Consider the following 19,896-nt stretch of genomic DNA (forward strand, 5'->3'; position numbering starts at 1 on the left):
CATGGAATTTTATGACGTCATCAACAAACGAAGAACCATCAGACAATTTAAGGATGAGCCAATTGAGAAGGTAGTGATTGAGCGGATTTTGGAGGCGGGGCTAAAGGCCCCTTCATCCAATCATCAGAGACGCTGGGAGCTGGTGACTCTGACGGACAAGACACTTATTTCGGAAGTGGCGAGCTTTGTCAAGCCCTATCGAATGGACTTGAAAGAGGCTAAAACGCCACGGCAAGAGATGGCCATGATTTCCTATCCCAAGCAGAGGACACAATTATCGGAAGCAGCCTGCTTGATTTTGCCTTTTTTCCCCGTTAAATATGAGATCAAGAGCCCTAAAAACGATTATGGACTTTGGGACTATGGGGCAACCTGGACTCTGATTGAAAATATTTTCCTAGCGACGACGGCAGAAGGCCTGGGAGCAAACCTACATGCACCAGTAGGAAAAGAAAGCCAGCTTATCAAGGATTATTTAGGAGTTCCAGAGCGTTACTACCTACCAGCTGTTCTAGCCCTAGGTCACCCAATCGACCAGGCTGAACTTCCCACTCAGGTCAATGCCACCCTCAAAAACCGTGTCCACTGGAACAAATGGAAACGATCAAAAAAATAAGTTAAAATGCCAATCATAGTTGTGTAAGTAGAGCTGTTAGCCTTGGGCTAAGGTAGCTGAATTTGTGGCCTAGGCGCTTATTCTAGTGATTACCTATTATGATGACAAAGCAAGTTTCGGCTTGCTTTTTTTAGTGTCTAGATTTATAATCTTTTATATAAAACAGTTTTATATAAAAGGAATTTCACATGTCAGCCATTGGTGGTTATTTGATTTTAAAGATTCGCCTGCTCAATGCCAGGTTGTTCAATCGCTATTTGAGTCAGGCACCGGATGCTCGCTACAATGCAGAGCAGGGCAAGATATTGTCAGCTCTCTGGGTCAAGGCGCCCCAGTCGGCTGTCGAACTCTCACAGGTGACTGGACTAGCAGCCAGCACCCTGTCTCTCATGCTCAAACGCTTAGAGGAACAGGGCCTGATCTATTCGCAAGCTGATCACAGGGATGGCCGAAAGAAGGCCTATAATGTGACCGAGCTTGGCAGAAGTCAGCAGGCGGTTGGCCAGGCGGTCAGCCAAAAACTCAGCGACGTCTTTTACAAGGGTTTTACACCAGAGGAAATCAAGGAGACAGAAGGTTATCTCCAGCGGATCCTGGACAACCTTAGCCAGGCTATGGAGGAGACTGGGAAATCAGACATCCCTGAAAAAGACCAGTAGGGACCCAGGCAGCCTAGACCGCTAGGTCCGGCAACCACTGTCCAAGTAGTTAGAAGGAAATCATAAAGGAGTAGTTATGACAGAGATAAATGCCATCCAGGTGCGTGGCGGTAAGGTGAACAATCTTAAAAATATTGATATCGACATCCCGCTCAACCAGTTTGTCGCCATCACAGGCCCATCTGGCTCTGGGAAGAGTTCCTTGGCCATGGGAATTTTATATGCCGAAGGGTCTAGGCGTTATCTAGAGGCTCTATCTACCTATACCAGACGTCGCATTCATATGAATCGCCAGTCCCAGGTGCAGGAGGTGCGCCACATTCCATCAGCCATCGCCCTGCGTCAGCGGCCAACGGTGCCGTCTGAGCGCTCCACAGTTGGTTCTATGAGTGAGGTCTTTAACATCATTCGCCTTATGTTTTCACGGCTAGGTAGCACCCATTGTCCAAATGGTCATGAGATTGCGCCTAGTCTTGCCATTGCCCAGGCCATGGATTTCTCAGGGGAAAAGATGGGGGTCATTACCTGTCCGACCTGTCAGGTCCAATTTATGGCCAAGGCAGCTGAGGATTTTTCCTTTAATTCTGCCGGAGCTTGCCCAGATTGTCAGGGGACCGGTAAGATTCGCTCGCTGGATGAGAACCGCTTGATTGCGGATGAAAATTTGACCTTACAAGAGGGGGCTATTGCTTCCTGGCGCCTGCCTGGTCGAAACTTTATGCCGACAGTTGCTGCCCACATCGGTGTTCGCACGGATGTGCCTTATAAGGACTTGACGGATGCGGAAAAAGACATCGTCCTCCATGGGGAAAAGAAGAAATATGCGGTGGATTTTAGGACCTCGACCGGTCGGGTCTTTAGCACGGAAAATACCCTCTATGAGAATGCCTATGAGGCGGTTTATGCCTCTCTCAAGTCGGTCAAGAGCGAGCGGGCTATGGCCAAGGTTGATGCTTTCTTTCACTTTACGACCTGCCCAACCTGTCACGGTTCTAGGCTCAATCCTGCCTTACTTGATCAGATCCTGACTGGCAAGAATATCGCCCAGGTTGCCGATCTCAGTCTTGGTGAGCTCGAGGGCTGGTCTCAGGAGATTTTAGCCAGTGTACCAGCAGAGCTGGACAATATGGCTAAGCTGCTGTGCAACCATTTGCGTGAAAACCTGCGCCCACTGTTAGACTTAGGATTGGAGTATTTGACCCTTTCTCGTGATGGTAATACCCTCTCGACTGGGGAGCTCCAACGGATTCAACTGGCCAGAACCCTGCGTACGCAAACCACCGGTGTCCTCTATGTATTGGACGAGCCTTCTATCGGGCTGCACCCTGATAATGTTCAGGGCTTGATTGGCATTTTCCGCGAGTTAATCGCTCAGGGGAATTCCCTAGTGGTCGTGGATCACGAAGTTTCCATCATCAGCCAGGCGGACTGGATTGTAGAGATTGGTCCCCAAGCTGGGGAAAATGGTGGTCAGGTGGTGGCTCAAGGTCGGCCAGAGGACATTGTCCAAAATCCCAAGTCCTTGATTGCCCCCTTTATCACCGGGGATGCCAAGGTCATGCATGACAAGGTCGTATCAACTAGCCAGGAAAAGCTTCATCTGGAGATTAGTGAGTTCTTTAACCTCAAGGATGTGACGGTTGATTTGCCTCAGGGGCAAATGACAGCAATATCAGGATTTTCTGGGGCTGGAAAAACCAGCTTGATTCTCGAGAGTCTCGTGCCAGCCATCCAGGCCAAAAAAGCCGGTGAAGCTATGCCCACGCACGTCAAACGGTTAGACACTAGCCTCAAAGAAGTCGTCAGCATTGATGCCAAACCAATCGGGAAGAATCTGCGTTCGACCTTAGCGACCTACACCAGCATCATGACCAATCTGCGCAAGCTCTTTGCCGATTTGCCAGAAGCCAAGGAAAAAGGCTATAGTTCTACCTATTTTTCCTATAATAACAAGGAAGGGGCCTGTCCAACCTGCAATGGCCTGGGAACGATCGTTCTGGATATCCAGTACCTGCCCGATATGGAGGAGACCTGTCCAGACTGTCAGGGCAAGCGCTATAAGCCTGAAATTCAGGACATCACTTGGCAGGGCTACAGTATCGTTGACCTCTTGGACTTGTCCGTAGAGGAGGCGTTAGAGGTCTTTGAGGACCAAGCCCGCATCTACAAGGAGCTTAAGAACCTCTCTGAGATTGGTCTTGGTTACTTGCACCTAGGTGAGAGTACGCCGGCTTTGTCTGGTGGTGAAGTCCAACGGCTCAAGCTAGCCAGCCACCTCAACAAGAAGCGATCAGAGACCCTCTTTGTTTTTGACGAGCCAACCATCGGCCTGCATTCCCGTGATGTCCAAACCCTGCTGGGTGTCTTTAACCGCCTCAAGGAAAAGGGTGCCAGCCTCATTGTCATCACCCATGACTTGGACGTCATGATTAACAGCGACTATCTGGTAGACCTTGGCCCACGCGGAGGCTTCAATGGTGGCCAGATTATGGCTCAAGGCCGACCTATGGAGCTGATTGCTTCAAAGGACTCTAGCCTGACGCTGGACTACCTGAGAGAACACGCTGCAAAATTTCACCTCAATTCAACCCATAACTAAAGGAGATTGTAATGACTACCTATACTGATTTATTGATTGATGACCTTAACCGTGCTTATGAGCGCTTTGAACGAGCTTTCGAAGGCGTGAGTGTCGAGCAGGCCAATAGCTTCCCAGCTGCAGAGATGGCTCCTCAGATCAAGTCCATGACCTGGCTCCTTTGGCACACCGCCATGGTGCTGGATATCCAGATCGCTGAACTAGCAGGGACTGACTGGCTCTACAAACAAGGCTGGCAGGAAAAATTACCCAAAAATGACACCAAAAATCCAAGCTGGCTCCACACGCTAGAAGAAGCGCAAACCATCACGGTGGATAGCTTTGATGACTTATTTGCCTATTTCAAGGCAGCGAGAGATCAGGCGGTTGCCTATATTAACAGCCTGACTGAGGAGAGCCTGGACGATATCGTCGATGAATCTTGGACACCGGCCGTGACTCGTGGTGTGCGCCTTGTCTCCACTCTGGACGACATTACCATGCACTCAGGCCAAGTCTTTTACGCCCGTCGTCTGCTGGGCTTGATGGATTAGTTGAAAGGAGATAACCGTATGATTGCCTTAACAGGAGTGACTGGCAAACTAGGAGGTCAATTGGCCCGTGACCTATCGCAAGCAGGGATTTCTGCCAAACTTTTGGCCCGTCGGCCAGAAGCCGTAGAAGTCCTGCCTCACACTACTATCCATGAGGCCTATTATGATAAGAGTGAGAAGACAGTGGAGGCTTTAAGTGGCGTCGATATCCTCTTTATTGTCTCAGCTCACCAATCAGAAACCCGTGTTGCAGAGCATAAAGCCTTAATTGATGCTGCAAAAATGGCTGGCGTAAGCCGCATCATCTATACGAGTTTTTTCAATGCTAAGTTAGATAGCACCTTTACCCTAGCGCGTGACCACGCCCAAACGGAAAACTATATCAAGGACCAAGGCTTTACCTATACCTTTATCCGAGATAATTTCTATATGGATTTCTTTATTGATCTGGCCCGAGAATACGGAGAAATCAAGGGGCCTGCTGGTCAAGGAAGGGTCTCAACTGTCTTTCGTGAGGATGTGGCAGGCGTTGCTTCAGCTGTCCTGAAAAATCCTAAAGCTTATGAAAACCAGGTGCTAGACATGACAGGTCCAGAGAGTCTAAGTCTAGCTGAGATAGCAACTCTCATCAGCAAAGCTTGGAATAAGCCAATCACTTATGTCCAAGAAACGGTTCCTCAGGCTTATGACTCCCGAAAGGTCTGGTCGGCACCGCAGTGGGAAGTGGACAGCTGGGTATCGACCTACACAGCGATCGCCAATGGCGAGCTAGCGACAGTTACCAATGATGTTGAAAAGGTGCTGGGGAGAAAGGCCACCTCACTAGCCGATTATTTAAAAGAAGGAGCTAGGTGAGAGAGCTGACAGGAAAAGAGACCCCATGATTTAAGGGGATCCCACTCAAGTTCAAGATAGTCAAGCTATCAATGACCGGCCTGCCGCTCAGTTTGCTGCCTTGATTGAAAAGCTCTAGCGCTCATTTTCACCCCACTAGAAAGGAGGCTCCCATGCAACAAGCATCTCTATTTGAGGCGGACCAAACGTCTACCATGCCCTAAGCCAATCGCTTGCGGCCCAAGGATTTTGATCACTTTATTGGTCAGGAGCACTTGGTCGGTGAGGGCCAATTCTTACGTCAAATGATTGAGAGTGACCAGATTTCTTCCATGATTTTCTGGGGGCCACCTGGTGTCGGAAAGACTACCTTGGCAGAGATCATTGCCAGAAAGACCCAGTCTCACTTTGGCACCTTCAGTGCGGTCATGAATGGGATCAAGGAAATCCGTACCATCATGAAGGAAGCTGAGCTCAACCGTCAGATGGGCGAGCGAACCATTGTCTTTATCGATGAAATCCACCGCTTTAATAAGGCCCAGCAGTATGCTTTTTTACCCTATGTGGAAAAAGGTTCCATCATCCTGATCGGAGCAACGACGGAAAATCCATCCTTTGAGATCAATGCCGCCCTCTTGTCACGCGCCAAGGTCTTTGTGCTCAAGCAGTTGACCAAGGACAATATTCTTAAACTCCTGCAGCAAACCATAGCTGAGTACGAAGCCTTTCCAGGGATCACAATTGAAGTGAGTCAGGAGATTTTGGAGCAGTTAGCCATCTTTTCAAATGGGGATGCTAGAAATGCCCTCAATACACTGGAGATGCTGGTTCTAAATGCGGAGCGCACAGACGAGACCGTCGTTATCAATCAGTACCTCCTCACCCTCATGCTGGGGGATAAGACAGCTTATTACGATAAGGATGGTGAGGAGCACTACAATATCATCAGCGCCCTCCACAAGTCCATGAGAAATAGTGATGTGGAACCGATCTAAAACTATCTGGGCCTTTGGAAATAGTTGCCTGATGATGGGGATGTAACTTCCAGACATATCTACAGTCACGAACTTGACTTGTTCACGTACTTTTCTAGGATACTGGTAGAAGTAATTTCTGATGGTTGTTTGTCTGTTATCCTCCAAAACAGTGATAATCTTTTTGGTCTCAAAATCCTGAGCAATAAAAGCTAGTTTCCCTTTTTGGTAAGAGAATTCGTCCCAAGATAGGACTTTAAGTAGCTTTGAAAAGTCTTTTCTAAAGGTGAATTGTTCTAGCTTTCGTTGAACAGCGGAGACCGAGATATGTAGTCGTTTGGAAATATCAGAATTAGTAAGTTTGTCGGTATGAAGCTCTGTTATCTTTGAGAGAACAGGTTTAGAAATCTGGTGGTTTTTCTGAACAAGAGGGGTCTAAGCGACCGAGACTCGACGACAGGATTTGCACTGAAAGCGTCGCTTCTTGAGTTTGAGAACGGTAGGCATTCCCTGTGCGTCAAGAATAGGGATTTTAGACTCTTTTTGAAAGTCGTACTTAATCATAGTCCCTTGACAATGGGGGCATAAAGGGGCAGTATAATCCAACTTAGCTTTGATTTCGATATGAGATGGGTGCTGCCAAGCGCAGAGAATAGAAATATTTTTGTCTTTCAATCCGATTAAATCTGTGGTATTCTTAAGTAGTTCCATATGAGCCTTTCTAATGATGGTTTCGTCGCTGTTCATTATAAGTCATATGGGACTTTTTTTGTACACTCAAAAGCTCCATAATCTCCAAAGTGGATTTACCCACTACAGAAATTATAGAGCCGCAAAGGGCCAATGAGATGTTCGTAGGCCTCACGTCATTCTCATCAGCGAGAGATGAATTGAGTCAAATGGGATTAAACTTTGTTTTAGCTGCACAAAAGAATCCTTATGTCTTTGAAGCGCTTTTTATTAAATATCCCTTTAAATACATGGAGCCTTCTGGGGATACTATTTTAGCAGAAAAGGACTTACCTGGTTTTGATGCTTTTAAACGTGTTGTCCTAGCATTAAGAGAGGAGGAGGGCTTCCATAATAGTGAAGCTGAAACTCTCTTTCATTTTTGGAGCTTTATATCAGGCCTGGCTATTCTATCAAAAAGCCCTATCGGAACGGATTTTTCACAAGCATCTCTTCGAGTAATGATCGAACATATGCTTGATATTTACATCAAAGGAGAAAACACATGAATATTTTAATTATTACGGCTCATCCTAACCCACAAAGTTTCAACGCTTACATCCTCAAACAAGTACGAGAAAATATTGATAAGTCCCATAAACTTCAAGTACTTGATCTCTATGCTGAAGGATTTGATCCTGCTTTGCGTTTTGATGATAAACATCGTAGACGTGATTTAGTCTCTGATCCTGAAACTGCAAAATATCGTGATTTGGTGACTTGGGCTGACCAATTCATTTTCATCTTTCCCATTTGGTGGTCGGGGATGCCGGCAATGCTCAAAGGATTTATTGACCGTGTCTTTGTTGCTGGATTTGCTTATCACAACACTAAGACTGGCTTGAAAGGTCATCTAAAAGGTAAGGCTTGGATTATTACTACCCACAATACGCCATCTTTTATTACGCTATTTTCTCAAGACTATGGTAAGGTTCTTAAAAATCAGATTTTAAAAGCCTGTGGTATTTCACCGGTCACCATCAGTCAAATTACTGGTGTTGAAAAAATTTCTGCCCAGAAGCGACAAAAAGACTTGGATAAGATCATCCAAAAAGCTAAAAATCTATAATATAAAAATAGCTTCCTTCAAAAGAGGGAAGCTTTTTTAGTGCAACTCAGATACTGCTATTGTCTATTTTTTGTCTTATTAAAATGATTTTTTGTAATGTTAAATGAAGTTATTGAAAGATTAGTCTAGTAAAATCAATGTTTTTGATGATAACGGAATTTAAAAAACTGTGAAGTATGTTTTGCATATTCATCATTGTTCTAAATTCTCCTTAAAATTTTTACCTTGCCATTATATCATGTTTAATCTTAATTTTAAAATAGTGAAAAGACCAAGGTGATAATGATGGTTGTGGCTCTAGAAGTGAACTTTTGGGCTTTTGGGCTTTTGCTCTTTGCAAGAGTTTGCATATTCTTTGGCATGTATTATAATAGATGAGAAATGAAAATTAGAAGGAAGTGCACTATGTCGAAAATTGAAACACGTTTTACTGACAAACTATATGCAGACTACCAGGCCAACCCTAAGCTGAGAGCTGTTGAAAATGCTGTGACTCATGCTGGACTGCTTAAGTCTTTAGAAAATCGCAAGGCTAGTCAAAACAATGATTTTGCCTACTCCATTGATTTAACCAAGGATGAGGTTGCCAATCAAAAACAATCCGGTCGTTGCTGGATGTTTGCGGCTCTCAATACCTTCCGTCATAAATTAATTGCAGACTTTAAGTTGGAGAATTTTGAGCTCTCTCAAGCTCATACCTTCTTCTGGGATAAGTATGAAAAATCTAACTGGTTCTTAGAGCAAATTATTGCGACAGCTGACCAAGAGTTAGGTAGCCGCAAGGTTAAATTCTTGCTTGATGTTCCGCAACAAGATGGGGGCCAATGGGACATGGTCGTGGCTCTCTTTGAAAAGTACGGAGTCGTACCTAAATCAGTTTATCCAGAATCTATTTCATCTAGCAATAGTCGGGAACTTAATCAATATCTTAATAAGTTGCTCCGTCAAGATGCTCAAATCTTGCGGGAATTAATTGCTGCTGGTGCTGATGACAGCTCTGTCCAAGCTAAGAAGGAGGAGCTCTTGCAAGAAATCTTTAATTTCTTAGCTGTTAATCTTGGTCTGCCACCGCGTCGGTTTGATTTTGCCTATCGCGATAAGGATGATAATTACCATAAGGATAGTGATATTACACCGCAGGAATTTTACCAAGAGTATGTTGGCCTCAAGCTGTATGATTATGTATCTATCATCAATGCTCCGACAGCGGATAAGCCCTATGGTAAGTCTTACACAGTTGAGCTTTTAGGGAATGTAGTTGGCAGTCGCCAAGTTCGCTACCTCAACCTAGATATGAAACGCTTTAAGGAATTGGCTATCGCTCAAATGAAGGCTGGTGAAACAGTTTGGTTTGGTTCAGATGTGGGGCAATCCAGCAACCGTCAATCTGGCGTTATGGCTGCTAATCTTTACGATTTTGCGACAGCTCTTGATATCAACCTTAAGCAGGATAAAGCTGGTCGGTTGGATTACAGCGAAAGCCTGATGACTCATGCCATGGTTCTCACTGGTGTTGATTTGGATGCTGAGGGTCAACCTATTAAATGGAAGGTTGAAAATTCTTGGGGAGAAAAGGTTGGTCAGGATGGTTACTTCGTTGCAACTGACAGTTGGATGGACGAATATACCTATCAAATTGTTGTCCGTAAAGAGTTACTAACTCAAGAAGAGCTGGCAGCCTATCAAGCAGAACCGAAAGTTTTGGCTCCTTGGGATCCAATGGGAGCTTTGGCTAGTAAATAAGTTCTAGTTTTTTAGAGATATATAATAATCCTAGGAGAAAAATGCTTCTAGGATTTTTAAGATGTTTAAAAGAGCCTTGAGTGTAAACTCAAGACTCTTTAGACTATTCACTATCATTATCATCACTGTCGCTATTATTTTGGTCAGTTTGACTGCTCGATGAGCTACTATTATCAGAACTACTGCTGGAACTTTGCGTTTGAGAATCAGAACTGCTGCTGTAGCCATAGGATGATGACGATGTACTGTAACTGTAGTTGTTACTATAACCACTCTTGGCAACATAGCCACCGCTACGATAGACCCCATCAGGCATTGTCCAATCTGTAGAACCGCTGCCATAAGTTTGGAAGAGGAAGGAACTCATAGCTTGATAAACTTCTGCTGCGACATCAAGACCTGTACCATAGACAGGCGTGAAACGGCTCTTGTAACCAGTCCAAACTGCCATAGAGTACATCGGCGTGATTCCAACGAAGGATTCATCAGGAGCCATGGTTCCGACAGAGGCATTGTAGAGACCGGTATCAGCCTCGACCTGTGCCAACTCATCATCGGAGTAGTTGGAAGTACCAGTCTTACCAGCATTGATAGCACCGGGCACAGCAGCTTTGGTACCTGTACCAGCTTGTAGAACGGTCTTCATCATATCGACCATCATGTAGGCTGTTTCAGGTGACATAGCTTGTGAGCCATTCGATGAGAAGGTTTGGTCTTTACCATTGCTAAACTCAATTTTATTGATATAGAGCGGCTCATAATAGGTACCGCCGTTGGCAAAAGCAGCGTAAGCAGCAGCCATTTTTTCAGAGCTGGCTCCATATTTTTGATCAGAACTGCTAGTATTACTTGAGATCGCATTGGAGTATTGTAGTTCAGGATAGTTAATCCCCAACCCGCTCAAGAAGGATTGGGCCTTATCTAGACCGACTGCATAGAGGGACTTAACTGCTGGAATATTCCGTGATTGCTGGATAGCGGTTTGGATAGACATGGTTCCCATGTATTTTCTATCCCAGTCGTAAACTGGTGTCGATGTTCCAGGGAAGTTGTAAGGGCTATCGGAAATACTTGCACCAGTTGAGTTGTAAACACCATTTTCGATGGCTGGCGCATAATCCGTGATTGGTTTCATGGTTGAACCCCAGTCACGGTCGGTTAGGACGGCCTGATTGGATCCCATCGAAACAGCTGCATCTTGGTGCCGGGCACCGATTTGAGCAACGACATTACCATTAGTAACATCAATGACAGTTGTTGCAATCTGCATTTTGTCATCAGGGTAAGCGACGTAATCATCAGAGTTGACGATATCGTAAAGACGCTGTTGGGCAGTCGAGTCAACATTTGTGTAAACTTTGAGTCCTGCGCTGTAGACATCTGCATGGGTCTTTTCCGAAACCTGATTGACAACTTCCTTAATATAATTATCAAGGTAGGCATCATAGCTTGATTTTTCGGTCTGCGGAATCAACCCATCTCCAACATCAGTGGCGATAGCAGAATCATAAGTTTTCTTATCGATGTTTCCCACCTTATACATTTCAGAAAGGACGGTATCCCGCCGTTTCTTGGCTTGTTCAGGATTGGTGTAAGGGTCATAGAGAGTCGGAGCATTTGGCAGCCCTGCAAGGAGAGCCAGCTGAGGAATGGATAAGTCAGTGAGGCTCTTGCCATAGTAGCCCTTGGCTGCAGTTTGCATTCCATAATAACCATTCCCCATATAAACTTTATTGACGTAGAAGGTCATGATTTCTTCTTTGCTGTACTTCTTTTCCATCTGGATTGACAGCCATGCCTCTTGAGCCTTCCGTTTAAGAGTTTTATCGGAATTGTTAGTGGAGAAGTAAGCCAGTTTAATCAATTGTTGGTCAAGTGTGGATCCCCCTTGGGTGCTGGTACGGGTCATGTTGTGCCAGGCCGCACCGATAATCCGATAGATATCAATCCCACGGTGTTTATAGAAGCGATGGTCCTCAATAGCTGTAATAGCATTAACCAGATTAACAGGAATTGAATCGGTTTTAGCACTGATCCGTTTTTCTGCCCCCAAGTCAGCAATTTCACTGCCATTCTTATCGTAGAGAATACTTGAGTTAGTAGCAACCAGCTGTCTTTCAGACAGGCTAGGTGCGCTGCTGGCATAATAAGCGAACAGCAAGCCGCCGGCGATGATCCCAACGATTGCTAAGGAGGCGATAATGCCTAGAAAGTACTTGAAGAATTTCCAAGACTTCTGCTTAGGTGTTAATTTGCGTCCATGTTCGCCTTCACTTTTTCCAATTGATTTGATTCGGTCGGATAAATTATTCCCAATGCCCTTCAAATCTGGAAATTTAAAATTAAAATTTTTCATAAGTCTTTACTTCCGTTCAAAAAATGGTAGTCGATAATGTCTAAATAAGGTACCTGAGGAAAGGCACTTTCCTTGATTATAATACCCTTTTTTCTGATATAATGAAGGGGCATGGACTTGCTGCCATTATCAATCTGATAAAAATCTATCAGAGCCCTCGCTGGTAGGAGATAAGTTTCTTTCAAGCTAGAAAAATGCAATAGGACAAAGCAAATGCCGTCCTGCTTGAGCACCTGTTCCATGTGTTCAACCTGATGGGCATGAAAATTTTTCATGGGCATGGCTGTTTTTTGGCGGGTCTCCTTAGCCTCAAAGTCAATATAATGCCCCTTATAAACACCAGAATAATCTGTTGTGGAGGCTTGACGAAAGTAGGCTTCTACTATTTTTGCCCGACTCCGTCTGGGATAATCAACCTTGACAATCTGAACAGGGGTCGGTTTCTTGTGAATGACAGCCATCTGATGGGCCAAATAGTATTCATTGGTCTGGTTGATAGCTGCTTCGAAAGACATTCCCCGATTGGCAAAATCAGTTTTTTTCTTTTGCTGCCTTACTTTTGGAAATGGCTTACGAACAAGGTTATGTGGATAGTTAACCATAATTCTCCTAACTGAAACAGACTTATTTCCATAAGCCTTCCCATTATACCATAAAAATTTGAAGGAATACAGTCTATGACCTCAATTCTTGTAACGGGTTACCGTAATTTTGAACTGGGAATTTTTAAAGATGATGACCCTAAAATTGGGATTATCAAAAAAGCTATCAAACGGGCCATTTTACAATATTGTGATCAAGGTTTGGAATGGCTCATTTTTACAGGAAATCTGGGTTTTGAATTCTGGACTTTTGAAGTTGCTGAAGAGCTGAAGTCAGAATATCAGTTTCAAACGGCAGTGATTTTTCCTTTTCAAACGCATGGTCAAAATTGGAAGGAAAGCAATCAAGAAAAGCTGGCTCGTTTTAAGCAGGCTGATTTTGTGAAATATTCCTATGAGAGCTATCAAAATCCTAGCCAATTTAGAATTTACAATCAATTTTTGATTGATAATACTGATGGCGCCTATGTTTTTTATGATTCTGAAGCTGAAACGAACTTGAAATATTTTATCAAGCAAATGACCTCAAATAATCATTATTTTGTAGACTTCTTAACTTTCGAAAATTTAAATGAAATTTTGGAAGAGGATGAGTGGTAAAGACTTGATTTTTGATAGTTTTGTCTGTATAATTACTATTTGCTAGGGCTGTTAGCTCTGACAAAAATGACAGATAGGTATGGAGAAAAGAATGGCAAGTATTATTTTTAGTCCTAAGGACATTTATGAACAAGATTTTAAAACCAGTATGCGCGGCTATGACAAGAATGAAGTTGATGAATTTTTAGATGATGTCATCAAGGACTATGAGACTTATGCGTCTCAAATTGCAGCTTTGCGCAAGGAAAATGAAAAGTTAAAAGCTGATGCTAAAAAAGCTGCGGCTCAGCCTGCTAGTGTGACCCCATCGTACGGCAGTGATGGTCTTCGCACGGCTAGTGTGGCCTCGGCACAAGCTAGTAATATTGATCTTTTGAAGCGCGTTAGCCGCCTTGAAAAGGAAGTTTTCGGGAAACAATTGATGGACTAGAAGACAGTGTGCAATTTTTGGATAATCGCATGTCACTTTTTAGTTGATATGAGGAAAGTCCATGCTAGCACTGGCTGTGATGCCAGTAGTGTTTGTGCTAGGTGAAACAATAAGCCTAGGCATGTCTATTTGACATGACGGCGGACGACGGAGCTAAGTTCTTGGATATGTTCCCAGTCCTGAAAGTGCCACAGTGACGGAGTCCTTGAGGAAACTTAAGGAGTGGAACGCGGTAAACCCCTCAAGCTAGCAACCCAAATTTTGGTCGGGGCACGAGATGGCTGGAATCCGAACGGACCATCTTGACTGCGTAAGCAGTAGACAGATGATTATCGAAGGAGACAGCACCTAGTGTCTCTGGAACAAAACATGGCTTATAGAAAATTGCATAATAGGTTTAGGAGCTAGCTCAGGCTAGCTTTTATTGTATAAAAATAGGACAAATATGAAGCAAACATTTAATTTAATAGCAACAGCGGCAGCAGGACTCGAAGCAGTAGTTGGCCGTGAAATTAAAGATTTGGGAATTGAGCGCCAGGTTGAAAATGGCCGGGTTCGTTTTCAAGGAGATATCACAACCGTAGCTCAGACGAATCTCTGGTTGCGGGCAGCAGATCGTATTAAGATTGTGGTTGGAGAATTTCCAGCCCGGACCTTTGAGGAACTTTTTCAAGGAGTCTTTGCCCTGGATTGGGAAAACTACCTGCCTTTGGGGGCTAAGTTTCCAGTGGCCAAGGCCAAGTGTGTCCGTTCCAAGCTCCATAATGAGCCCAGTGTTCAGGCTATTACCAAAAAAGCCATCGTTAAAAAATTGCAGAGCTATTTCCATCGTCCTGAAGGGGTTCCTTTGCAAGAAACTGGGGCTGAATTTAGGATAGAGATATCGATTCATAAGAATCAGGCCATGGTCATGATTGATACAACAGGGGAAAGTCTTTTTAAACGGGGCTACCGAACTGATAAGGGCGGAGCTCCTATCAAAGAAAATATGGCAGCGGCTATCATTATGCTGTCCAACTGGTATCCTGATAAACCTTTTATCGATCCAACCTGTGGGTCAGGTACCTTCTGTATTGAAGCGGCTATGATTGGCATGAATATTGCACCAGGATTTAATCGGGATTTTGCCTTTGAAGCTTGGCCCTGGGTTGATAAAGAGCTGGTTGAGGCTGTCCGTGAGGAAGCAGACAGCAAAGCTAACTACGATATAGAATTGGATATTATGGGGACAGATATTGACTCCCGCATGATTGAAGTTGCTAAAAATAACGCCTTAGAAGCTGGACTTGCAGATGTTATCAAATTGAAACAAATGCGCTTGCAAGACTTGAAAACGGATAAAATCAACGGCGTTATCATTTCTAATCCTCCTTATGGAGAGCGATTGCTTGATGACAAAGCGGTTGACATTCTGTATAATGAAATGGGTCAGACCTTTGCTCCACTGAGGACTTGGAGTAAGTTTATTTTGACTAGTGATGAAAATTTTGAACAAAAGTATGGGACAGTCGCTGATAAGAAACGCAAGCTCTATAACGGAACCTTGCGGGTTGATTTGTATCAATATTTTGGTCAGCGGGTTAAGCGATCAGAAATGTAGAGAGGACTTTTATGGCTAAGGAAAATGAAAATGGGAAGCTGGATTTTGAAGAAGCCAAGGATATGACGGTTCAAGAAGCTCTTCAAAAACACAAGGAAATTGAAGCCGGTGTTACTGATGATGATGGTGTCCTCGATAAGTATATTAAGCAGCACCGTGATCAAGTGGCAGCTGAAAAGTATGAGTCACAGACGTCTGATTTTGAGAATATTGACACGTCATCTTTGGATAGTTTTATTCAAAAGCAGAGAGAAGAGTTGGCTCATCAGGGGGTGCTATCTAAAGAGGAGCCGGAAGTTCAGGAGCAAAATCAGGCTTCTGAGACAATGGCTACCGAACAAAAGGACCCAGAATTCCTAGATGAAACCCGTGTCTTTGCCCCTGCTAAAGAAGGGGTGAGAGCAGTGGATAAGACTGCTGAGGATGACCAGTCCATCAATGATGAAGATTATCTGGTTGAACCAGAGGAAAAGTCAGATGAGGTTGAGGATTTCTTACCAGAAGAAGAGCCCTCTAAAAAGAAAAAAGTAGGAATTGTAGCAGGCTTAGTAGCTATTCTAGTGGTCATTGTCGGGACTGGCTTTGGCTTGAATTATTGGAATAAGCAGTCAACGACAACGGTATCTTCTGGGGCTAGTGCCAAAGGTAAGGATGATGGCAAAACCGATTATAAAGCCTTTCAAAAGTCATATAAGTCCTTCTTTATTGATGATAAACAGACTCAGTTGAAAAATAGTCAGTTCAGCCAGCTGATTAATCTCAACAAGACTCTGAAAAAACTTGATGGTACGACTTATTATAAGGATGCTAAGTCAGATTATAGCAGCCTGAATAAACAGATTACAGCGATCAAGACAGTCAATAAACTTTTTGACAAGGATATAATTGTTGATGGAAAGTTGGCTGCTGATGCCAAGGCCAAGAAGGAGGCAGACTTTGATAAACTGACTGATGATACCCTCAAAACTGGCAACAGCACACTTGATAAATTGATTCAAGAAGCTATCAAAAAGGGGAAGGAGCAGCAAAAAGCTGATCAAACTTCTGCTTCCAGTTCATCTAGTCAATCTAGTTCTGCTCCAGCTGATAATGGTGGTCAAAATACCAATGCTGGTTCATCTAGTACTCCAGCCATTCCTTCTGGTGGCAATATCCGTCAGTCTGGTATTACCAGCTATGATCCTTCCATTCTTCAACGAGATCGGAGTCGTGTCCCTTACAATGCGGATGCGGTTAAGGATGTCAATAATGCCGCTTGGATTTTTGGTGATGGTATCTTAGAAAAGGTTGTCTCGACGTCACAATCACGTGGGTATTTCTCAGGTGATGACTATATTTTGGAACCAGTTAATATCGTCAATGGTCACGGCTACTACAACATGTATAAGTCAGATGGCACCTATCTCTTTTCTGTAAATGCTCAAACGGGCTACTTTGTTGGGAATGCTTCTGGCAATTCAGATAATCTTGATTTTTAAGTTTTTAAAAGAGAGTGGGACTCAATCGGTAAATCGTGATACAAATACGATTTTGATTTTCCTTGCTCTCCCATTTTAAGGCTTTAACTTCTGTTGTTCTTTAAGGTGGCGAGCGTTTGGCAGTCTATCTCCAGACTACCAAAGTTCATTGGAGCATTTCATCCCATCTCTGCACAAGGGAAAGTTGATGTAGTGGGCAGATAAAGGCTTGTTTGGGGTACAAACGCTGTACCTAAGGGGAAAACGCCAAGTAACCATTGACATGGGATTGGTTCTTATGACCAATAACACCTCCTCAAATACAACAAGAAAATGGCTCACAACAAAAACAGAGACTCACATCAAAAGTGAATCTCTGTTTTTTCTTTGACCTGAACTCTTTTTGTCTCAGACTCTTGTTTTTTATACGACTAAAGCTTAAAAATCTGCTGGGATTAAGCTATTCACTAGGATTAGAAAGTATTCAACCCAGACTTTACAACTGTTTAAACGATGTGCCGCTCAAAAGCATTATCGGAAATTCCTTGGGAAAGGATAAGCTTGGCCCATTCTTTAGCTGAATGCAAACTGTGATCTTTATAATTTCCACAGGATTCGATAGTTGTTCCTGGGACATCGTTCCAGGTAATGCTATTAGCGATTTCTTCCAGACTGGATTTCACGGCTTTAGCGATTTCTGTCGGGTTTTGCTTGCCCCAGAAAATCATATGAAAGCCTGTGCGGCAGCCAAAAGGAGAGCAGTCGATGAGGCCATCAATACGCTGACGGATAAGTTTAGCTAGCAGGTGCTCGATAGTGTGCAAACCTGCTGTATCAATAGCATTTTCGTTAGGCTGAACTAAACGAAGGTCGAAGTTGGTGATGGTGTCTCCGACAGGGCCTTGTTCTTCAGAAATTAAGCGGACGTAAGGTGCTTTGACTATGGTATGATCCAGTTCAAAACTTTCTACAACAACATCTTTTGGCATGAGTTTACCTCGCTTTTAAAAGTTTTTATGCTCTTTGAAAATCAAAGCGATACATCGTTGACTGTGCCTTGCCGCATCTCAGTGGCATAAGCTAGATTTATCCTATCCCCAAAGGGCTTGTCTGTCCCGGCCTCTGGTCTGCGACTCATCGCCTAGTCTGATTTCCTTTGAGCATTACTAGCCTTATCATACCATAAATGTTGGAAATAAACGGAAAATGGACATCGAGGTTTGTAAAATACTGGTGTTGGGAGTTTGTTATGTAAGAAATATAATTGAGATATTCTTTAAAATATGCTAGACTTAAAGTTAGCCTTTTGGTAAAAAGGGTATTAGATTTGAGGTGAAACATGCTAGATATTATTTTAGCGATTGTTGCTATCCTCATTGGTTTAGGTATTGGTTATGGAGCCATGGTTGCTAAGACAAAAGCTGACCGTGAAGCTGCAGAACTAGCGCTTTTAAATGCCGAGCAAGAAGCTGTTACGATCCGTGAAAAAGCTCAAGATGACGCTGTTCATATTAAAAAAACAGCAGAATTGGATATGAAGGCTGAACGCAAGGAGCTACTTCTTGAGGCTAAGGAAGACGCCAGAAAATATCGTGAAGAAGTTGATAAAGAATTTAAGTCTGAAAAACAAGAGTTGAAGCAAATGGAGACTCGTTTGACTGAGCGTGCTTCAAGTCTTGATCGTAAAGATGAAAATTTATCAAGCAAGGAAAAAACACTTGATAGTAAAGAACAAAGTCTTTCTGATAAATCTAAACACATTGATGAGCGAGAAGCTAAGATCGCACAATTAGAAGAAGAAAAACAGGCTGAGTTGCAACGAGTTGCCAATATGACCATTGCTGAGGCGCGTGATGTCATTTTGACGGAGACTGAAAATGATCTGAGTCAGGATATTGCCAGTCGGATTAAAGATGCTGATGATGAGGTCAAGCGGACAGTGGATAAAAGGGCTAAAAACTTATTAGCTCAGGCCATGCAACGCTTGGCTGGTGATTATGTCACTGAGCAGACCATTACGACAGTTCATCTGCCAGATGACAGTATGAAAGGGCGGATTATTGGACGCGAAGGTCGTAATATTCGGACTCTGGAAAGTCTAACTGGTATTGATATTATTATTGATGATACCCCAGAAGTTGTTGTTCTTTCTGGTTTTGATCCTATCCGCCGCGAGATTGCTCGTATGACTCTGGAGGCCTTGATTCAGGATGGACGCATTCATCCAGCTCGTATAGAGGAATTGGTTGAAAAGAACCGGCAGGAGATTGACAATCGTATCCGTGAGGCTGGTGAAGCGGCTGCTTATGAGATTGGTGCTCCTAATTTGCATCCTGACTTGATTAAAATTATGGGACGCTTACAGTACCGAACATCTTATGGACAAAATGTTCTGCGCCATTCGGTCGAGGTTGGTAAGCTGGCTGGTATTTTAGCTGGTGAAGTCGGTGAAAATGTTGCATTGGCTCGTAGGGCAGGTTTTCTCCATGATATGGGGAAGGCGCTTGATCGGGATATTGAAGGCAGTCACGTCGAAATTGGAACAGAATTTGCGCGTAAATACAGGGAGCACCCTGTGGTGGTTAATACGATTGCCAGCCACCATGGTGATGTAGAGCCAGAGAGCGTCATTGCTGTTCTGGTTGCTGCAGCTGACGCGCTCAGTTCAGCGCGTCCAGGAGCTCGGAATGAATCTATTGAGAACTATATCAAGCGTTTGCGCGATCTAGAAGATATTGCGTCCGGATTCGAGGGGGTTCAAAATAGTTTTGCTCTGCAGGCAGGACGTGAGATTCGTATTATGGTTCAGCCTCAGAAAATTTCTGATGATCAGGTAACTATTTTGGCTCACAAAGTTCGTAAAAAAATTGAGGATAATTTGGATTACCCCGGCAATATCAAGGTAACAGTTATCCGTGAACTGCGTGCCATTGATTATGCCAAATAAGAAAAAGGAGTCGTTAGAGTATCTAGCGGCTTTTTTGATTGGTTACGATGGGGGAGAAGATAAGAGCCGGTTTTGTGGCTGTTTATACTCAAAGAAAATCAAAAATAGACAAGGCGGTGAAGCTCTTGTTTACTAACTGCTTTCGTGT

General features: G+C 43.8%; 15 protein-coding genes, 1 other RNA gene and 3 pseudogenes. 15 read left to right on the forward strand and 4 right to left on the reverse strand.

Annotation, left to right across the window (positions count from 1 at the left end; translation table 11 throughout):
- Position 1 precedes the first annotated feature (1 nt).
- From STRCR_RS03500 to STRCR_RS03525, 6 genes and pseudogenes are all read left to right on the forward strand, one after another.
- Positions 2 to 616: a nitroreductase family protein gene (locus STRCR_RS03500; RefSeq protein WP_004229251.1), complete on the forward strand. Its 615-nt coding sequence runs from the start codon at positions 2 to 4 to the stop codon at positions 614 to 616.
- 188 nt (positions 617 to 804) lie between these two features.
- Complete coding sequence (locus STRCR_RS03505; protein WP_004228437.1) at positions 805 to 1,275, forward strand: MarR family winged helix-turn-helix transcriptional regulator; 471 nt, start codon at positions 805 to 807, stop codon at positions 1,273 to 1,275.
- A gap of 76 nt (positions 1,276 to 1,351) precedes the next feature.
- The gene (locus tag STRCR_RS03510; protein WP_004227538.1) at positions 1,352 to 3,874 is read left to right on the forward strand and encodes an ATP-binding cassette domain-containing protein; all 2,523 of its coding nucleotides are present in this window, start codon (positions 1,352 to 1,354) and stop codon (positions 3,872 to 3,874) included.
- An 11-nt stretch (positions 3,875 to 3,885) separates the two neighbouring features.
- Positions 3,886 to 4,407, forward strand: coding sequence for a DinB family protein (locus STRCR_RS03515; protein WP_004229020.1), 522 nt, complete (start codon positions 3,886 to 3,888; stop codon positions 4,405 to 4,407).
- An 18-nt stretch (positions 4,408 to 4,425) separates the two neighbouring features.
- Positions 4,426 to 5,262, forward strand: coding sequence for an SDR family oxidoreductase (locus tag STRCR_RS03520; RefSeq protein WP_004229823.1), 837 nt, complete (start codon positions 4,426 to 4,428; stop codon positions 5,260 to 5,262).
- Positions 5,263 to 5,474: 212 nt separating this feature from the next.
- Positions 5,475 to 6,227, forward strand: a pseudogene (locus tag STRCR_RS03525) (AAA family ATPase); the annotation flags it as partial.
- Here the strand turns inward: STRCR_RS03525 and STRCR_RS03530 are convergent.
- Positions 6,219 to 6,926, reverse strand: a pseudogene (locus tag STRCR_RS03530) (ISL3 family transposase); the annotation flags it as partial. The pseudogenes STRCR_RS03525 and STRCR_RS03530 overlap by 9 nt on opposite strands.
- 161 nt (positions 6,927 to 7,087) lie before the next feature.
- Here STRCR_RS03530 and STRCR_RS03535 point away from each other — a divergent pair.
- The 3 genes and pseudogenes from STRCR_RS03535 to pepC all read left to right on the forward strand — a co-directional run.
- Positions 7,088 to 7,453: pseudogene (locus STRCR_RS03535) on the forward strand (TetR/AcrR family transcriptional regulator); the annotation flags it as partial.
- On the forward strand, positions 7,450 to 8,013 hold the full coding sequence (locus STRCR_RS03540) for an NAD(P)H-dependent oxidoreductase (RefSeq protein WP_004226276.1): 564 nt from the start codon (positions 7,450 to 7,452) through the stop codon (positions 8,011 to 8,013). The pseudogene STRCR_RS03535 and the gene STRCR_RS03540, both read left to right, overlap by 4 nt.
- A 405-nt stretch (positions 8,014 to 8,418) precedes the next feature.
- Positions 8,419 to 9,756 (forward strand): aminopeptidase C, encoded by a 1,338-nt coding sequence (pepC, locus tag STRCR_RS03545; protein ID WP_004229982.1) that lies wholly within the window; start codon positions 8,419 to 8,421, stop codon positions 9,754 to 9,756.
- 103 nt (positions 9,757 to 9,859) lie between these two features.
- On the opposite strand, the gene pbp1a is transcribed toward pepC, so the two are convergent.
- Entirely contained in the window at positions 9,860 to 12,112 is a 2,253-nt protein-coding gene (gene pbp1a / locus STRCR_RS03550; RefSeq protein ID WP_004226434.1) for a penicillin-binding protein PBP1A, read from the reverse strand.
- Positions 12,109 to 12,714: a Holliday junction resolvase RecU gene (gene recU, locus STRCR_RS03555; RefSeq protein ID WP_004225326.1), complete on the reverse strand. Its 606-nt coding sequence runs from the start codon at positions 12,712 to 12,714 to the stop codon at positions 12,109 to 12,111. The genes pbp1a and recU overlap by 4 nt, the downstream gene beginning before the upstream one ends.
- A gap of 75 nt (positions 12,715 to 12,789) precedes the next feature.
- Here recU and STRCR_RS03560 point away from each other — a divergent pair, with 75 nt between their 5' ends.
- From STRCR_RS03560 to STRCR_RS03575, 5 genes are all read left to right on the forward strand, one after another.
- Positions 12,790 to 13,314, forward strand: a complete 525-nt coding sequence (locus tag STRCR_RS03560) for an SLOG family protein (RefSeq protein WP_004225336.1) — start codon at positions 12,790 to 12,792, stop codon at positions 13,312 to 13,314.
- A gap of 91 nt (positions 13,315 to 13,405) precedes the next feature.
- Positions 13,406 to 13,744, forward strand: a complete 339-nt coding sequence (gene gpsB / locus STRCR_RS03565; protein WP_004225864.1) for a cell division regulator GpsB — start codon at positions 13,406 to 13,408, stop codon at positions 13,742 to 13,744.
- 13 nt (positions 13,745 to 13,757) lie between these two features.
- Positions 13,758 to 14,126: RNase P RNA component class B (gene rnpB, locus STRCR_RS11545), an RNA gene on the forward strand.
- A 63-nt stretch (positions 14,127 to 14,189) separates the two neighbouring features.
- The gene (locus STRCR_RS03570; protein ID WP_004227655.1) at positions 14,190 to 15,344 is read left to right on the forward strand and encodes a THUMP domain-containing class I SAM-dependent RNA methyltransferase; all 1,155 of its coding nucleotides are present in this window, start codon (positions 14,190 to 14,192) and stop codon (positions 15,342 to 15,344) included.
- Between the two features lie 11 nt (positions 15,345 to 15,355).
- A complete protein-coding gene (locus STRCR_RS03575; RefSeq protein ID WP_004229139.1) occupies positions 15,356 to 16,822 on the forward strand; it encodes a cell division site-positioning protein MapZ family protein in 1,467 nt (488 codons plus the stop codon).
- A gap of 485 nt (positions 16,823 to 17,307) precedes the next feature.
- Here STRCR_RS03575 and STRCR_RS03580 read toward each other — a convergent pair whose 3' ends face one another.
- On the reverse strand, positions 17,308 to 17,790 hold the full coding sequence (locus STRCR_RS03580; RefSeq protein WP_004227287.1) for an S-ribosylhomocysteine lyase: 483 nt from the start codon (positions 17,788 to 17,790) through the stop codon (positions 17,308 to 17,310).
- Between the two features lie 350 nt (positions 17,791 to 18,140).
- Between STRCR_RS03580 and STRCR_RS03585 the strand changes: the two genes are divergently transcribed.
- On the forward strand, positions 18,141 to 19,748 hold the full coding sequence (locus STRCR_RS03585) for a ribonuclease Y (RefSeq protein ID WP_004226250.1): 1,608 nt from the start codon (positions 18,141 to 18,143) through the stop codon (positions 19,746 to 19,748).
- The last annotated feature ends 148 nt before the right edge of the window (positions 19,749 to 19,896 follow it).

The sequence above is a fragment of the Streptococcus criceti HS-6 genome (assembly GCF_000187975.2).
In the GTDB taxonomy this organism is placed as follows: Bacteria; Bacillota; Bacilli; order Lactobacillales; family Streptococcaceae; genus Streptococcus; species Streptococcus criceti.

Coding starts and splice junctions, on each gene's coding strand:
- STRCR_RS03500 (WP_004229251.1), top strand. CDS start 2: ATGGAATTTTATGACGTCATCAACAAACGAAGAACCATCAGACAATTT.
- STRCR_RS03505 (WP_004228437.1), top strand. CDS start 805: ATGTCAGCCATTGGTGGTTATTTGATTTTAAAGATTCGCCTGCTCAAT.
- STRCR_RS03510 (WP_004227538.1), top strand. CDS start 1,352: ATGACAGAGATAAATGCCATCCAGGTGCGTGGCGGTAAGGTGAACAAT.
- STRCR_RS03515 (WP_004229020.1), top strand. CDS start 3,886: ATGACTACCTATACTGATTTATTGATTGATGACCTTAACCGTGCTTAT.
- STRCR_RS03520 (WP_004229823.1), top strand. CDS start 4,426: ATGATTGCCTTAACAGGAGTGACTGGCAAACTAGGAGGTCAATTGGCC.
- STRCR_RS03540 (WP_004226276.1), top strand. CDS start 7,450: ATGAATATTTTAATTATTACGGCTCATCCTAACCCACAAAGTTTCAAC.
- pepC (WP_004229982.1), top strand. CDS start 8,419: ATGTCGAAAATTGAAACACGTTTTACTGACAAACTATATGCAGACTAC.
- pbp1a (WP_004226434.1), bottom strand. CDS start 12,112: ATGAAAAATTTTAATTTTAAATTTCCAGATTTGAAGGGCATTGGGAAT.
- recU (WP_004225326.1), bottom strand. CDS start 12,714: ATGGTTAACTATCCACATAACCTTGTTCGTAAGCCATTTCCAAAAGTA.
- STRCR_RS03560 (WP_004225336.1), top strand. CDS start 12,790: ATGACCTCAATTCTTGTAACGGGTTACCGTAATTTTGAACTGGGAATT.
- gpsB (WP_004225864.1), top strand. CDS start 13,406: ATGGCAAGTATTATTTTTAGTCCTAAGGACATTTATGAACAAGATTTT.
- STRCR_RS03570 (WP_004227655.1), top strand. CDS start 14,190: ATGAAGCAAACATTTAATTTAATAGCAACAGCGGCAGCAGGACTCGAA.
- STRCR_RS03575 (WP_004229139.1), top strand. CDS start 15,356: ATGGCTAAGGAAAATGAAAATGGGAAGCTGGATTTTGAAGAAGCCAAG.
- STRCR_RS03580 (WP_004227287.1), bottom strand. CDS start 17,790: ATGCCAAAAGATGTTGTTGTAGAAAGTTTTGAACTGGATCATACCATA.
- STRCR_RS03585 (WP_004226250.1), top strand. CDS start 18,141: ATGCTAGATATTATTTTAGCGATTGTTGCTATCCTCATTGGTTTAGGT.